The 14,414-nt window shown below is 74.6% G+C and carries 9 protein-coding genes; 5 read left to right on the top strand and 4 right to left on the bottom strand.

The window, feature by feature from the left end; translation table 11 throughout:
• Positions 1 to 560: 560 nt before the first annotated feature.
• Positions 561 to 4,427: a DEAD/DEAH box helicase gene (locus ACWGKU_RS37055; protein ID WP_452179369.1), complete on the top strand. Its 3,867-nt coding sequence runs from the start codon at positions 561 to 563 to the stop codon at positions 4,425 to 4,427.
• A gap of 185 nt (positions 4,428 to 4,612) precedes the next feature.
• On the opposite strand, the gene ACWGKU_RS37050 is transcribed toward ACWGKU_RS37055, so the two are convergent.
• A complete protein-coding gene (locus ACWGKU_RS37050) occupies positions 4,613 to 5,485 on the bottom strand; it encodes a glycosyltransferase family 2 protein (protein ID WP_452179370.1) in 873 nt (290 codons plus the stop codon).
• A gap of 320 nt (positions 5,486 to 5,805) precedes the next feature.
• Between ACWGKU_RS37050 and ACWGKU_RS37045 the strand changes: the two genes are divergently transcribed.
• The 3 genes from ACWGKU_RS37045 to ACWGKU_RS37035 all read left to right on the top strand — a co-directional run bounded on the left by ACWGKU_RS37045 (position 5,806) and on the right by ACWGKU_RS37035 (position 8,611).
• Complete coding sequence (locus ACWGKU_RS37045) at positions 5,806 to 6,549, top strand: ScbR family autoregulator-binding transcription factor (RefSeq protein ID WP_452179371.1); 744 nt, start codon at positions 5,806 to 5,808, stop codon at positions 6,547 to 6,549.
• Positions 6,550 to 6,895: 346 nt separating this feature from the next.
• Complete coding sequence (locus tag ACWGKU_RS37040) at positions 6,896 to 7,777, top strand: AfsR/SARP family transcriptional regulator (protein ID WP_452179372.1); 882 nt, start codon at positions 6,896 to 6,898, stop codon at positions 7,775 to 7,777.
• A gap of 135 nt (positions 7,778 to 7,912) precedes the next feature.
• Positions 7,913 to 8,611 carry a ScbR family autoregulator-binding transcription factor gene (locus ACWGKU_RS37035; RefSeq protein ID WP_452179373.1) on the top strand — a complete coding sequence of 233 codons (699 nt, stop codon included), beginning with the start codon at positions 7,913 to 7,915 and terminating at the stop codon, positions 8,609 to 8,611.
• A 96-nt stretch (positions 8,612 to 8,707) separates the two neighbouring features.
• On the opposite strand, the gene ACWGKU_RS37030 is transcribed toward ACWGKU_RS37035, so the two are convergent.
• The 3 genes from ACWGKU_RS37030 to ACWGKU_RS37020 all read right to left on the bottom strand — a co-directional run bounded on the left by ACWGKU_RS37030 (position 8,708) and on the right by ACWGKU_RS37020 (position 13,197).
• On the bottom strand, positions 8,708 to 9,460 hold the full coding sequence (locus tag ACWGKU_RS37030) for a hypothetical protein (protein ID WP_452179374.1): 753 nt from the start codon (positions 9,458 to 9,460) through the stop codon (positions 8,708 to 8,710).
• Positions 9,457 to 9,945, bottom strand: coding sequence for a GNAT family N-acetyltransferase (locus ACWGKU_RS37025; RefSeq protein ID WP_401052205.1), 489 nt, complete (start codon positions 9,943 to 9,945; stop codon positions 9,457 to 9,459). The genes ACWGKU_RS37030 and ACWGKU_RS37025 overlap by 4 nt, the downstream gene beginning before the upstream one ends.
• A 216-nt stretch (positions 9,946 to 10,161) precedes the next feature.
• The gene (locus ACWGKU_RS37020; RefSeq protein WP_452179375.1) at positions 10,162 to 13,197 is read right to left on the bottom strand and encodes a DUF7507 domain-containing protein; all 3,036 of its coding nucleotides are present in this window, start codon (positions 13,195 to 13,197) and stop codon (positions 10,162 to 10,164) included.
• Positions 13,198 to 13,575: 378 nt separating this feature from the next.
• Here ACWGKU_RS37020 and ACWGKU_RS37015 point away from each other — a divergent pair, with 378 nt between their 5' ends.
• Positions 13,576 to 14,367 (top strand): putative protein N(5)-glutamine methyltransferase, encoded by a 792-nt coding sequence (locus ACWGKU_RS37015; protein WP_401054603.1) that lies wholly within the window; start codon positions 13,576 to 13,578, stop codon positions 14,365 to 14,367.
• Positions 14,368 to 14,414: the final 47 nt, after the last annotated feature.

Here is a 14,414-nt window from a genome sequence, read left to right as displayed (position 1 = left end):
GGCTGCGGGATCATCCCGCAGCCGGCGCCTGGGGTTGCGTGGCCCTCCGGCAGCGAGTGGAACCGACGCCACGGCGATGCAGCCCCCGGACGGCGTTCCCCGGCTGACCCCGCATGTGCGGGGAGGACGGCCCGCAGGAGCTGGGGCGATGTGGCGACCTTGCTGTTTCTTTGCCGAGGCGTCAAAGTGCCGAGGACACGTGTCATGAGTCAGGGGCCCCGTGAGGGACATGGGCCCTCGGCCTACCTGCCCGCAGTCCGGTAGATTCTGCGGCCGGTTGATCGGCACACGAAGCGGCTCCGTGCCGCGGGTTCGACGCAGGGGGCTACGGGGTGCGGGACAGGGACGGGCGCGCGGGGGACCTGCTGGAGTGCTGGCGGGCGGTCGAGTTGTTCAGCCCGCCGCCGATTCCGGAGGTGCCGCGGAAGCGCCGGGCCGGCCGTCCCCGGGCGTCGGACGCGATCACCGTCGACGTGACGCCGGCGCCGGGCCGGCCTGCGCTGTTGTTGCCGTGGGCGCCGGAGCATCCGGAGACGGCGGCCCGGCGGGCGCCTCGGGGGATGGTGTGGCGGCACGAGGTGTACGGCGGGGTGTACGACCTGGAGCTGCTTCGGCAGGCGATGATCGCCGTTCTGCCGAAGGGGACCGACCCGGATCCGGGGGTACCGGACGAGGAGTTGGTGCTGTCGGGGAAGAGCGCGATGTTCGCCCTCGTCCTGGACGAGCACGGGCGGCCGGTCGAGGACACTTCGGTGGTTTCCGCGTGCGGTTGGGCGACGGGCCGGCTGTTCGACCCGGGGCCGTCGGCGGCCGGGTGGCTGGACGGCTTCGAGGAGTTGGGTGAGGCGTTCGAGGTCGCGGTGGGGCGGTTGACCGCCACGCCGATTCCGTACGCGCCGGGGCCCGGGCTCCTGGCGGACCCGGTGCCCGTGGGGGAGGGGGAGGAGGCCGTTCGCAGCTGGCAGCAGCTGATCGCGGAGATCCTGGGCGGCGCGGCGGTGGCGGCGGTCGGTGCGCTGTTCGGTGAGGTCGCCGGGGCCGCGGTGCAGGGGGCGACGGAGCCGCTGGTGCGGCGCGTCGCCGAGTGGGCGGCGACCCGTCGTCCGGACCAGCAGGGCGCGGGTGGGGATTCCCCGTCCGCCGCGCCGCAGCCGCCCGCCGAGGAGGCGGCGGAGGAGACGGCGGAGACGGAGGCGGCGGAGGACACCGGCCCTCGCCCGGTCGCGCTCGCCGACCTCGTCGCCCTGACCGCCCAGATCGCCCATCTCTGCGGTGTCGAGGAGCACTTGGACCCGCGGGTGATCCGGGTCCGGAGCCGGCTGGTGCACCGCCCGCGCGACCCGAAGGCCAAGCCCGCCGCCGCGCAGCCGTTCCTCAACAGTCTCCTGCCGCCCGACCTCGCCCGGGTCCGTGCCGCGCTCGGGGACCGGGGCCTGCGGGCGGCAGGCCTCGGCCCCGCCCTGGAGGCCTACCTGACCGGTCGCCGGGACATCCCGGTCGACGCCCGCACCGATCTGCGGGAGGACCGGCTCGCCGTCCTGGCCGGCGTCGACCCGGCTCTCGTCCCCGCCGGACGCTGGCCCGCCAGGTCGCGGTACCCGCTGGCGCTCAGCCAGCAGTTCGCGGTCAACCGCATGCTCGCGGACCGCGCCGGGGCAGGGGGCAGCGCCGCAGCCGGGGGCAGCGCCGCGGCCGGCGCCGGAAGCACGGAGGCCGCCACCGCGAGCACCGACGCCGGTGGCCTGTTCTCCGTCAACGGCCCGCCCGGCACCGGCAAGACCACCATGCTCCGCGACCTGGTCGCCGCCCTCGTGGTCGAACGCGCCGCCGTGATGGCCGGTTACCGGAGGCCCGAGGAGGCGTTCGTCGGCCGTGCCTGGCGGGGCAAGGACCGTCATGGTGTCCACCCGCGCTTCGTCTCCGCCCTCGACCCGCGGCTCGCCGGCCGCGAGATCGTGGTCACCTCCTCCAACAACGGTGCGGTGGAGAACATCACCGCCGAACTGCCCGGCGCCGACGCCCTCGACGCGCACTGGCACGACGGCCCCGACCACTTCTCCGACCTCGCCTCCGCCCTGCTCGGCGGCGCGCCCGCCTGGGGGCTGGTCGCCGCCGTCCTCGGCAACAAGACCAATCGGACGAGGTTCACCGAGCGCTTCTGGTGGGGCCGCCTGCCGGAGGACGAGTCCGCCGCCCGCGCCGACGCCGGGCTCCCGCCGCTGCGCGGCATGAACGCCGTCCTCGGCGACTGGGTGCCGCCCAGTGTGCCCAGGCCCGCCCGGGCCCCACGTGACCGTCGCCCGGCGGCGGTCCCGGCCCCGGCCGTCACCGCCCCAACTCCCCATCCCACTCCCGAAGTCCAGGCCCCCGCCCAGCCCGTCCCCTCCTGGCCCGAGGCCGTCGCCGCCTTCAAGGCCGCCCAGGCCGAGGTCGAGCGCCTGCGCGCCGAACGCGTCCGCCTCGCCGCCGTCCTCGCGGAGTCCCGGGCGGACCGGGTCCACCCCCGCCTCGACTCCCTGCGCGCCGCCGTCACCCGCGCCGACGACCGCGCGGCGGCCGCCGAGGCCCGCCACGCCGCCGCGGTGCGGGCCGTCGAGACGGCCCGTACCGCCACCCAGGCCGCCGAAGCCGCGCACCGGGCCGCGGCCGAGCGCGTCCCGCGGGCCCGCGAGGCCCTCGCCGACGCCCGGGCCACCCTGGCCGCCGCCCGCGAACGCGCCGACCAGCACCGCCGGCAGGTCGGCGTCCTGACGGCCCTCCACGACGAGCCCCCCGCCGCGCAGCCGGGTCTGCGCGGCGGGCTGCGCCGCCTGCTGCAGAGCGGTGCCGAACGCCAGGCCGCCGAGGAGCACCGCGAACGCAGCCGGAGCGACCTCCTCGCCCAGCTCGTCCAGCAGCGCACCGCGCTGGAGGACGCCCACGACCACGTCGCCCGCTGCACCCGTGCGGAAGGCCTCGCGGCCGACCTGACCGCCCGCACCACCGCCGCCGTCACCGAGGCCGAGACCGGCGCCGTCCGCGCCCGCGTCCACCAGGACGCCGCCCGGGCCGCGGAGTCGGCGGCCCGGGAGGAGGTCGAGCAGGCCCGGTACGGGACCCGGTCCGCCCGGCGCGACCTGGAGGCCGCCGGCGTCGAACTCGACGCCGCCCACCAGGCCCTGCGCGCGGCCGCCGCCGCTCTCCCCTCGCTGCCCCTCGACTGGCCGCAACTGGGCGACCACGCGCAGGAACTCGGCGCCCCGTGGGCCGACGAGGCCTGGAGCACCGCCCGCAGCGACCTGTTCCTGCGCGCCCTCGACCTGCACCGCGCCCTGGCCGCCAACACGGCCAAGCGGATCCGCGGCAACCTCCAGGTCCTGGTGGAACTCATGGCGGGCGGTGGCGGACCCGTCCCCGACGAGCAGGTCCTGCAGGCCTGGCAGACCCTCTTCCTCCTCGTCCCGGTCGTGTCCACCACCTTCTCCTCGATCGGCAGCATGTTCGCCCGCCTCGGCCGCGGCTCCATCGGCTGGATCCTCGTCGACGAGGCCGGCCAGGCCACCCCGCAGGCCGCCGTCGGCGCCCTCTGGCGCGCCCGTCGCGCCGTCCTCGTCGGCGACCCGCTCCAGCTGGAACCCGTCGTCACCATGCCGACCGCCCTGCAGCGCAGGCTCCTGCTGGCCTACGGTGTCGACGAGGAATGGCTGCCCTCCGCGACCTCCGCGCAGGCCGTCGCCGACCGGGTCAACCGCTACGGCACCTACCTGCCCGCCCCCACCGGCGCGGAGGACGAAACGGTCTGGGTGGGCTCACCGCTGCGCGTCCACCGCCGCTGCGAGGAGCCCATGTTCACCGTCAGCAACGAGGTCGCGTACGGCGGCCTCATGGTCCACGGCACCCACCCCCAGCCCTTCCCCGACCCCGACCACGACGGCCTCCTCCCCAGCCGCTGGCTCGACACCCCGGACCCCGGCCGCCCGGCCGACGCCCCCTGGGGCGACCGCGACCGCCGCGCCCTCGCCTTCCTCCTGGGACGGCTCGACCGTCACGGCGTCACCGTCGAACGCCTGCGGATCATCGCGCCCTTCCGCGCCCTCGTCGCCGAAGCCCGCGAGACCTGCCGCGGGCTCCCCGGATGGACCGCCGAACTCCTCGACGAGCGCTGCGCCACCGTCCACAAGGCCCAGGGCAAGGAGGCCGACGTCGTCATCCTGCTGCTCGGCGCGGGCCGCCCCGGCGCCCGCGCCTGGGCCGCCGGCTCTCCGCACCTCCTGAACGTCGCGGCCAGCCGCGCCAAGCGCCGCCTGTACGTGGTCGGCGACCGCGCGCTGTGGGCCCCGCTGCTCCACTTCGACGTCCTGGCCGGCGAACTCCCCGCCTACGACCACGTCCGCGACCGCGACACCTGGCCCCTGGACGACCCCGCCGACAGCGGAGTCGACGGCTGAGCCCGCGGGCACCGGGCGTTCCGAGGATGGTGCACGAGAAGTCGGTCGGTTCGACTTCTCACGTCGTCACTGGCGCTCAGGTGCGGCTGGGGCTGCGCGTGGTGGGGGCGGGGCCGCGGTCCCGGAGGCGCTGGGCAGGAGGCGCGGCGGCCGTGTGCCATGACCCGCCGCCCGGTCTCCGGCTGTCAGAACACCGGGGGGCGGCCCAGCCGGGTCATCCGCCACACCGTGGCCCAGCGCATCGGGAGTCGGGGCGGGCACGGGGTGCGGACGTCCTCCAGGAAGCCGGACCACCAGGCGCGCAGCCCGGCCGCGGGTGGTCGGCGGGTGAGGGTGTGCAGTGACCAGGAGGCCGGGCAGGGCGGCACCAGGGCGGCGGGCAGCCGGCGCTCGGCCGGCCGCACCCGGTTGCGGGCGGGCGGCCGGTTGTGGGCGGCGTGCCTGGCCGGGTCGGTGCGCGGGTGCTGGAGCAGCAGGTCGGCCCGGTAGCGGATCGACCAGCCCGCGTCGAGGACGCGCCAGGCGAAGTCCGTCTCCTCGTGGGCGTAGAAGAACCGCGCGGGGAAGCCGCCGACCCGGTCGATGGCGCTCATCCGGATCGCGTGGCCGCCGCCCAGGAAGGTGGGGACCTCGCCGGACCGCAGCACGCCGGAGCGGCCCGGGCGGGGGACGTGGCGGCGCCGGGTGTGCCCCGTCGCGTCCGCGACCCGGAAGCCGACCACGCCGAGGCGCTGTTCCCGCTCGAAGGCCTCCCGGACCAGCCGGAAGGTGTCGGTGCGCGGCAGCAGGCCGTCGTCGTCCAGGTTCACCACCACGTCCACGCCGCCGAGTTCGCGCAGTCGCCGGACGCCGAGGCTGCGGCCGCCGGGGATGCCGATGTTCTTCGGCGGTTCCACCGCGTCCGCCCAGGGCGGGAGCGGCGGCAGCCTGGCGCCCTGCCCGATCACCACGACCCGGGCGGCCTCGCCCTCCTGGGCGGCCACCGAGTCGAGGAGCGCGCCCAGCTCCCTGGGCCGGTCGCCCATCGTCAGCACCACCACGCCCAGGCCGAGGCCCATGTGCACCCGCTTCCGTCGAGGATTCCCGCAGACCCGGTGCAACGACCGGCCCGTCTCGGAGGTCACGTCTGTACGGATGTACGGAGACGAACGCCGGGAAGAAACCGTTCGTTCGGTTTTCAGGGGGAGGAGGCGGGGCCTCGGACGTCGAACCCTCGGGGCGGTCGAGGTCTCTGGCCACCAACGGGACGGTGGGGTCTGACGGGTCGTGGAGAGAGGGAGTGGTTGGCGGGATTCATCGACATCGTCTTGTCGGTCGTGGGTGAGGCGAAGCTAAGATACGGGGTGTTTGGTTTTGTTTTCCGGGAGCTCAGGGCGGGGTGGTTTCGGTGGTACGGCAGGAACGGGCGCTCCGGACACGTCGGCTGATCCTGGAGGCGGCTGCCTCGGTCTTCGACGAGTTCGGGTACGAGGGCGCGACCATCGGCGAGGTGGTCTCCCGGGCCGGTGTGACGCGCGGTGCGGTGTATTTCCATTTCGCCTCGAAGCGGGATCTGGCGCAGGGCGTGGTCGAGGAGCAGTTCGTCCAGGACGGAGTTCCGGAACGGAGCTGCAAGCTTCAGGAGTTCGTGGACACCGGGATGGTGGTGGCGTACCTGATGCCGCGTGACCCGCTGCTCAGCGCGGGTGCCCGGCTGTCGCTCGGGCAGGACCTCTTCGACGACCTCGGCGGCGGCGCCATCCCCGGCTGGATCAACCGGTTCGAGGCGCTGCTGGTCGCGGCCGGCGAGCGCGGCGAGCTGCTCCCGCACGTCGTTCCGGCGGACACCGCCTGGCTGCTCGTCGCCGCGTGGACCGGGGTGCAGATCCAGTCCCAGAAGCTCTGCGGTCGGGCGGATCTGGAGCTGCGGGTGTCCGCGCTGTACCAGCACCTGATGCCGAGCATCGCCGTTCCGGGCGTGCTCGGTTCGCTGCGGATGGGGCCGAACCGCGGGGCCCAGGTGGTGGCCGAGGCCGCGGCGGTCCGTGCGGCCGCGGAGGGCGGAGGAGCGGACGGTGTGCCGGACGGCGGTGCGGCGGGTTCGGCGCGGGTCGAGGCGCAGACGGAGGTCGGTGTGGGCTGACGGCGGCTCACCGGAGCTCCTGCCTGCGGGGATCCGGGCGGGGGAAGGCGAAACCGGCGGCGACGGGACCATGGGGGTCCGGCGCCGCCTTTGCTTTGCCCGGGCCCGGGCCCGGAGCCGGGCCTGGAGCCGGGCCCGGAGCCGGACCGGGTCGCGCAGCTTCGCGGAAGCCGCGCCAGGGGTGACGGAACGGAGCGGCGTCAGCAAAACAAACAGCACGTTCGGTTTTGTATTGACAAACCGCGCGTCCTGTTTTTGACTTGGTAGCAGCTGACCCAGGGTGTCGACCCGGGTGCCGGCCGTGGCGAAGGGGGCTGCGGCGTTCCGTGTGATTGGGGTGGTCATCGTGGAAATTCGGGTGCTCGGGACGCTGGACGTCCGGGTGTGCGGGGTATCGGTGGTGCCGTCGGCGCCGAAGCCGCGGCAAGTGTTGGGCCTGCTGGCGCTGCGGGCGGACCAGGTGGTGCCGGCCGGGGTGCTGGCCGACGAGCTGTGGTCCGGCCGTCCGCCACGCAGCGCGCGCACCACCGTGCAGACGTACGTGCTCCAACTGCGCGACCTCATCGACCGGGCGCTCGCCGCGGCCGGTGCGGCGAGGGGGGTGGCCTGCGCCAAGGACGTCCTGGTGACCTCGCCGGGCGGCTACATGCTGAACAGCGGCGCAGGGCTGACGGACCTGCGGGAGTTCGAGCGGCTGGCCGGAACGGGCTACCGGGCGATGGACGGCGAGGACTACCCGGCGGCGGCCCGGCTGCTCGGCGAGGCCCTCGGGCTGTGGCGCGGATCGGCCTTCGCCGATGTCCCGGTCGGCGGCCAACTCGCCGTCGAGACACGGCGGTTGGAGGAGACCAGGCTCTGTGCGCTGGACCAGCGGATCGAGGCCGACCTACGGCTCGGCCGGCACCGGGTGCTGCTGGCCGAACTCACCGTGCTCGTGGACCGCTACCGCACCCACGAGAGCCTGCACGGCCAGTACATGATCGCGCTGCACCGCTCCGGCCGCCGGGGCGAGGCGCTGGAGGCCTACCAGCGTCTGCGGAACACCCTGGTAAGGGAGTTGGGCATGGAGCCCTCGGTCGGACTGCGGCGGCTGCAGCGCTCCATCCTGCTCGCCGGCCCCGAACGCGCGGCGGATCGTGCGGCGGATCGTGCGGCGGAGCGCGAGCCCGCCGGTGCGGGCGTGGCCGCCGGACCGGGGGCGGCGGCCCGGTTCAGCCGGGTCGGGTGAACCCGGCGGCCGTCCGCAGCCGGTGCCGCATCGGTGGAACCGGCCGCGGAAGGCCGTCGGAGGCCGCGGCGCCCGTCCAGGGGCGGTCGCGGTCCGGTCGGAACCTGCTTGTCGTTGTGAGGGGTTGTGGGACGGGTGGTCCAGGAGAGGTCGGAACGGACGCGCGGGCGGCTGGTGGAGGCGGGGGCGGTACTGTTCGACCGCCGCGGCTACGCCGGTGCCACCCTCGGCGAGATCGCCGCGGCCGCCGGGGTGACGAAGGGGGCGCTGTACTTCCACTTCGCCTCCAAGGAGGAGCTGGCCAGAGCGGTGTCCGGACAGGCCGAGCGCTCGCTGCGGTCGGCCTGCGCGGAGCTGCGTGCGGCTTCCTCCCCGCTCCAGGGGTTGATCGACGCGGGGTACTGGCTGGTCGACGCCCTCGGGGCGGACCCGGTGATCCGGGCGGCCTTCCGCCTAGGCCGCGAGGACGCCGGCTGGCAGACCGCGCCCACCACGGCGGGGCCCACCACGGCGGGGCCCACCCCGGCCGATTCCAGGCAGCCAGCCTTCGCCGACATCCGAGGCTTCCACAGCGTCTGGGCCGGGGTGGTGCGCGACCTGCTGGCCGGTGCCCGCCGCGCGGGCGAGCTGCGCGACCGCTCGGGCGGCCTCGGCCCGGAGACCCTGGTAGTGACCGCCGCCTGCGGTCTGGAGGTGGTGTTCGCGGACGGTTGCCCCGCCGAGGAGCGTGCCCGCAGGGTCGGCGCCCTCTGGGACTGGCTGCTGCCCTGTCTGGTGCGCCCGGGCACGGCCGGCGGCTACCGCACCAGGCCATCGGTCCCGCGGCCAGCCTGAGACCGGGCCGTTCGGGACCGGGCCGTCCGAGGGGGCGTTCGAGACCGGGCCGTCCGAGGGGACGCTCCGAGCCGTCTCGCCCGATCGGACTGTCGGTCAGGGTCGGACGGGCTGGTGGGTCGGGGAGTCCGGGTGGGGCCGCATCAGGAGCAGGTTCTCGCCCCAGGCGTCCAGCACCGCCGCGTGGCCGGCGGCCCGGGCCGCCGCCTCGACCCGGGCGAAGAGCCGCTGTTGCGGCGCCACTTCGCCGGTGGCGGTGATCCGGGCGACGGTGTCCAGCAGCGCGGCGCTGTCCCAGCCGGGCAGCGGGAAGCGGTCCAGCTCCCAGGCCAGGTACTTGTTGTAGGGGCGCGGTCGGCGGTCCAGGGCGAAGAGCAGGTCGAGCAGGAACCCGACACCGGCGGCCGCGTCGAGGTGGCCGGCGAGCGGGTTGCCGTCGCGGTGGTTCTTGACCGAGCGGTAGAGCGAGTTGGCGTAGGCGTCCAGCAGGGCGGCGCCGGACCGGAAGGCCTCCTCGGCGCCGAGCCGTCCCATCGCGGCGACGATCCGCACGATCTCCCCGTCGCGGCGGTCGACCAGCACCCGGGAACGGGCGATGGCGTACCGCTCCCAGTCGGAGGGCCGGCGGAACCGTTCGAGGGTGGTGACGACCAGGTCGAGCCGCGCGGAGCGGTAGCCGTCGAGCGCGGCCAGCTCGCTCGCCGCGTCGTCGGCGAGGATGACGCAGAGGTCGTGGTCGGAATGACGGGTGGTCATGCCGTCGTGGGCCCGGGAGCCCTTGAGGACGAGCCCGACGACGGCCGGGTCGGCCGTCGCATCGGCGACGAACGCCGCGAAGTCCGGCGTCACGCCAGGTCCTTGCGCATCAGCGTGCACATCGTCCCGTACCGCTGGAGCGAGCCGTCCTCGGCCTCCACGTCCCAGGAGTCGAGCTTTCGGCCGTAGGCCCGGTAGCCCAGGCGTTCGTAGAGGGCGCGGGCGCGCGGGTTGCTCTCCTCGACGCCGAGTTCGGCGCGGGTCAGGCCCCGGGCGCCGATCCGCTGCTCCGCGGAACGGATCAGCAGCGTGCCGATCCCGCAGGAGCGCAGGGCCGGGTGGACGCCGAGTTGCCACAGCGTGCCGGCGTCGGGCTCGACGGTGTAGTCGATGCCGCCGACCGCCACCGGGAGCCCGACCGGTGTGCACACCGCCAGGTAGTCGATCTCGCCCGCCTCGGCGCGGCGGATCTGGTGGACGAGGTCGCGCACGTGCTTGGGGGAGCCGGCCCAACCGCAGGACGGCAGGTCCGCGTCGGTGAGGCCGCGCACCGACAGGTGCAGCCTGATCCCGGTCATCGCCGCGTCCCTTCGACTCCCTCAGTGGCCGTCTCCCATTTCAGCAAGCCGGTCCCCGTGCCGTCCAAGGGGTTTCGGAGCGGCCACGGCGCCGGCCGGAAGGGTTCGGGGACCGGCCGGCCGGGCAGTGGCCCGCCAGGACAGCGGGCCGCCCCCGGTACCCGAAGGCACCGGGGGCGGCCCGACCGCCGTCGTACGGCGGATCGCAGGCGTCCGTCACACCGCTGAGCGGTGGGCGGCCGTGCGGTGGCGGGCCCGGAAGAACAGCAGGCCGCCGAGGCTCAGCAGCCCGGCTCCGCCCAGGCCCGCGTTCATGACGGAGGCCGTTGGAGCGCCGGTGTCCGGCAGCCCGCCGGAGCCGCCGTCACTCTGCGGCGGCGCCGGGTGGTGGCCCGGGCGGCTCGGGCAGCCGTGGCTCCCGCCGCCCTTGTGCTCGTGGCCCTTCGGCGGGCAGGGCGCGACGGCGATGCAGAGCTCGGCCGGCGGGCTCTGCACGGTCCCTCCCTCCGGGTCGCGGGCGGTGGCGTGGGCGGTGTTGGTGATGCTGCCCACCCGTGCGTCCTCCTCGGTCACGGTGTAGGTGCCGTGGCACAGGGTGCTCTCCCACGGGGCGAGGGTGGTCTGCTCGCAGGTCACCCCCTGGAGGCGGTCGTCGCTGACGGTGAGGTCGGTGAGCGTGGTCGACCCGGTGTTGGTCACCGCGTACAGGTAGGTGACGGTGTCACCCGGGTGTACGGTCACCTCGGCGTTGGACCGCTTGGTGATGGACAGTGAGGACTCTCCGGCGGTGACCACCTGGACGACGGCCTGGGCCGGCGGGCTCTGGACGTTCTGTCCCTGCGGGTCGGTGCCGTTGGCGTGGGCGGTGTTGGTGACGTGCCCGGCCTGGGCGTCGGCCGCCGTCACGGTGTAGCTGCCGTGGCAGGTGGTGCTCTCGCCGGCGTCCAGGCCGGTCCGGTCGCAGGTCACCGCCTGGACGTGGTCGTCGCCGACGGTCAGGTTGTTCAGCGTGGTGTTCCCGGTGTTGGTGACCGTGTAGGTGTACGGCACGGTGTCGCCGACGTGGAACGGTCCGGCGCTGTCGGCCTGCTTCCGCAGGTCGAGCCTGGCGACGCCGACGACCTGCAGCGTGACCTGGGCGATGGGACTCACCACCGTCTGCCCCTGTGGGCCGGTGGCCTCCGCCTGGGCGGTGTTGGTGACGTGGCCGAGTCGCAGGTCGGCCTCGGTCACGGTGTAGGTGCCGTGGCAGGGGGTGCTCGCTCCGGCGTTCAGGGTCGTCCGGTCGCAGGTCACCTGCGGGGCGTGGTCGTCGACGACGACGAGGTTGTTCAGCGTGGTCGTCCCGGTGTTGGTGACCGTGTAGGTGTAGTGCACGGTGTCCCCGACGTGGACGGGGCCGGCGGTGTCCGCCAGCTTGGTCAGACCGATCGAGGACGGGCCGACCACCGTGACGGTGGCATCGGCCTCCGGTGAGGTGACCGGCTGGCTGTTCGACGTCCCGGCGGCGTGGGCGTGGTTGGTGACCTGCCCGGCCTGCGCGTCGGTGGCCGTCACGACGTAGCTGCCGTGGCACCGGGTGCTGTCCCCGGGGCTGCCGGCCGGAGCCAGGGTGGTGGAGTCGCAGGTGATCCCCGTGACCTTGTCGTCCGTCAGTGCGAGGTTGGTCACCTCGCTCCCGCCGGTGTTGGTGACCACGTAGGTGTACGGGACGGTGTCGCCGACGTGGAAGGGCTCGGCGGCGTCGACGTGCTTGACGAGGGTGATCCCCGGTGGCGCGATCACCGGCACGTTCTCCGAGGCCGGTGGCGAGGTGACCGGGCCCCCGTCGGTGGTCCCGGTGGCCTGGGCCGTGTTGGCGACGTGGCCCTGGGCGGCGTCGGCGGCGGTGACCAGGTACGTCGCCGTACAGGTCACGGTCTCACGGGGGGCCAGGGTGCTCGCCGGGCAGTTGACCGGTCCGACCTTCGGGTCGTTGACGGCCAGGTTGGTGATCGGCACGTTCCCGGAGTTGGTGACCACGAAGTCGTACGGGATGGGGGTGCCCACCGTGATCAGCCCGGGCAGCGGCTCGTGCGCCTGCTTGACCAGGTTCAGTTCGGGCAGCGGCTGGTCGGTGTTGATGACGACGTTGCGGATCAGGTGCACGTCGGTGAACAGGCCGGTGGACCCGGCGAAGCCGAACTTGTAGGTCGAGGGCACCGGCTGGGGTGCGGGGGTCTGCAGCACCTGGTGCGAGCCGGTGCCGTCGTTGAAGTCGACGGAGACCGTGAGCACCGGGGAGGGCGCCGGGGTCAGGTGCACGTTGACCCGGCGGCGCGAGGGCTCCAGCAGGGTCTGTGCCTGGTCCGGGGTGACTCCGGGCGGCAGGGTGGTGAGCGGGCCCTGGAGCGTGCCGGGCAGGGTGGAGGGCCAGGGGCCGTTGGTGGTGAAGTTGCTGGTCGTCGCGGTCAGGAAGCAGTAGCCGGTGGTGTCGTCGCCGGGGCCGCGGACGGTGACCATGTTGGCGCCGGGCGCGGGGATGCGGAAGCTCGTACCGGCGGGGGAGCGCTGGGCGCAGCCGTTGCCGCGCTGCTCCCAGTCGCCGAAGTAGTTGCCGAGCACGTCGAGACCGACGCCCAGGTAGCCGCGGTCGACGCCGGGCAGGAAGGTGAGGTTCGGGTTGTCGTCGGGCAGCTTCTGCGCGTAGCCGAGGCTGCCGCCGAAGGCGCCGGGGTGGGTGAGCGAGACGTCCCCGTTCACGAGGAAGAAGGAGATGCCGTCGGCCGGGGTGTTCGGCGTGGTGCTGCCGTACTGCCACTGGTCGAAGGTCACGTCCAGGCCGTTGCCGGCCGGCAGGGCCTGGTCGAAGAGCACCGCGCCGCTCTGGTCGTTGCCGGCGTCGGTGATCCGCAGGTAGCCGAGCGGTGCGGAGTTCAGCGGCGGCACCGGGCCGGTCTCGGCGGTGGGGCAGCCGCCGAGCGGGTGGTCGCCCGGCCCGGGCGTCGCGGGGGCCGCGCCGGTGAGGCAGGCGGAGCCGACCGCGATGAAGCGCGAGTCGGCGGTGGCTCCGGTGAAGGCCTCCTGGAGCAGGGGCGTGCCGACGGCCCGGACCCGCTCCGGCAGCGGCGCGGCGGGGTGGTGGGCGGGGGCGACGGCCTGGGCGAGCGGGGCGGTGAGGCCGGCGCCGAGCAGACCGAGGGTGGCCGCGGCGCTGATGAGGCGGGCCGTTCGGGCGCGAAGCCGTGACGGTCCGCAGGATTGTCTCGTCATGGCGTTACTATGCGCGGCCGCTACGGTCCGTTATCGCCAAGTACTGTCAGTGGACCTATCGAATCGCTCGGACGAGCGAGGGGTCATGGGAGTGGTCGGCGACGGGTGGACGGTCGGAGGGGATTGCCGGACGTGTGGCAGGTTCCTTCGGAATCATTCCGATCATCATTGCCCGGTGGTGCGGTAGGGTGGCCGACGCCGAGTATGACCGTGACTCAGGGAGGTGAGACCCATTACCGGAATGTCCGAGCGGGTGCTCCCGGAGCGCGGCCGCGTCGGCGCCCCGCGCGCATAGCGCGGCCGGCGCGCCGACGAGGTGTCGGCCCTCGCGGGAGCCCTGACGGAGTCGTCAGTCCTCCCGTCCCCAAAGGGGTTCTCTTGCCGGTTTTCTCCTCCGCCTCCCTCCGTTCCTCCGTGGTCTCCCGGCTGCGCGCCGCCGGTTGCGTGTTCGCCGAGGACGAGGCGCGGATCCTGCTCTCCGCCGCCGCCTCGCCCGCCGACCTGGCCGCCATGGTCCGCTCCCGCGCCGACGGGCGGCCGCTCGAACACGTCGTCGGCTGGGCCGAGTTCGCCGGGCTGCGGATCGCCGTCGACCCGGGCGTCTTCGTCCCGCGCCGCCGCAGCGAGTTCCTGGTTTCCGCCGCCACCGCGTTGACCGCCCCGGGCACGGTGGTGCTCGACCTGTGCTGCGGCAGCGGCGCGCTGGGCGCCGCGGTGGCGGCCGCGGCCGCGCACCCGGTCGAGCTGTACGCGGCCGACATCGATCCGGGCGCGGTCCGCTGCGCCCGCCGCAACCTGGTCGGCGCCGCGGCGGGGGTCTTCGAGGGCGACCTGTTCGCCGCCGTGCCCCCGGAACTGGCCGGCCGGGTGGACGTGCTGATCGCCAACGTCCCCTACGTCCCGACCGGCGACCTCGGCCTGCTGCCGCCCGAGGCGCGGCTGCACGAGGCCCGGCCCGCGCTGGACGGCGGGGCGGACGGACTGGACGTGCTGCGGCGGGTGGTCGCCGAGGCGCCGCGGTGGCTGGCGCCCGGCGGGTCGTTGCTGTTCGAGACCAGCGAGCGGCAGGCGTCGGCGGCCCTCGCGGTGACCCGGACGGCCGGGCTGGCGGCGGTGGAGAGCCGGGAGGAGGACCTGGACGCCACGGTGGTCACCGCGACACTGCGCTGAACCGCCCGGCTGCCAGAGGGGAGTTCTCCCGAGGTCCTGAGCCGGCC

The sequence above is a fragment of the Kitasatospora sp. NPDC054768 genome, assembly GCF_053612025.1.
Note: the sequence above shows the minus strand (reverse complement) of the source record. Positions and strands in the feature narration are given on the sequence as shown.

Bases quoted from the DNA above. Each gene is read 5' to 3' on its own strand.
- ACWGKU_RS37055 (WP_452179369.1), top strand. From the start codon at position 561: ATGGTGTGGCGGCACGAGGTGTACGGCGGGGTGTACGACCTGGAGCTG.
- ACWGKU_RS37050 (WP_452179370.1), bottom strand. From the start codon at position 5,485: ATGGGCCTCGGCCTGGGCGTGGTGGTGCTGACGATGGGCGACCGGCCC.
- ACWGKU_RS37025 (WP_401052205.1), bottom strand. From the start codon at position 9,945: ATGACCGGGATCAGGCTGCACCTGTCGGTGCGCGGCCTCACCGACGCG.
- ACWGKU_RS37020 (WP_452179375.1), bottom strand. From the start codon at position 13,197: ATGACGAGACAATCCTGCGGACCGTCACGGCTTCGCGCCCGAACGGCC.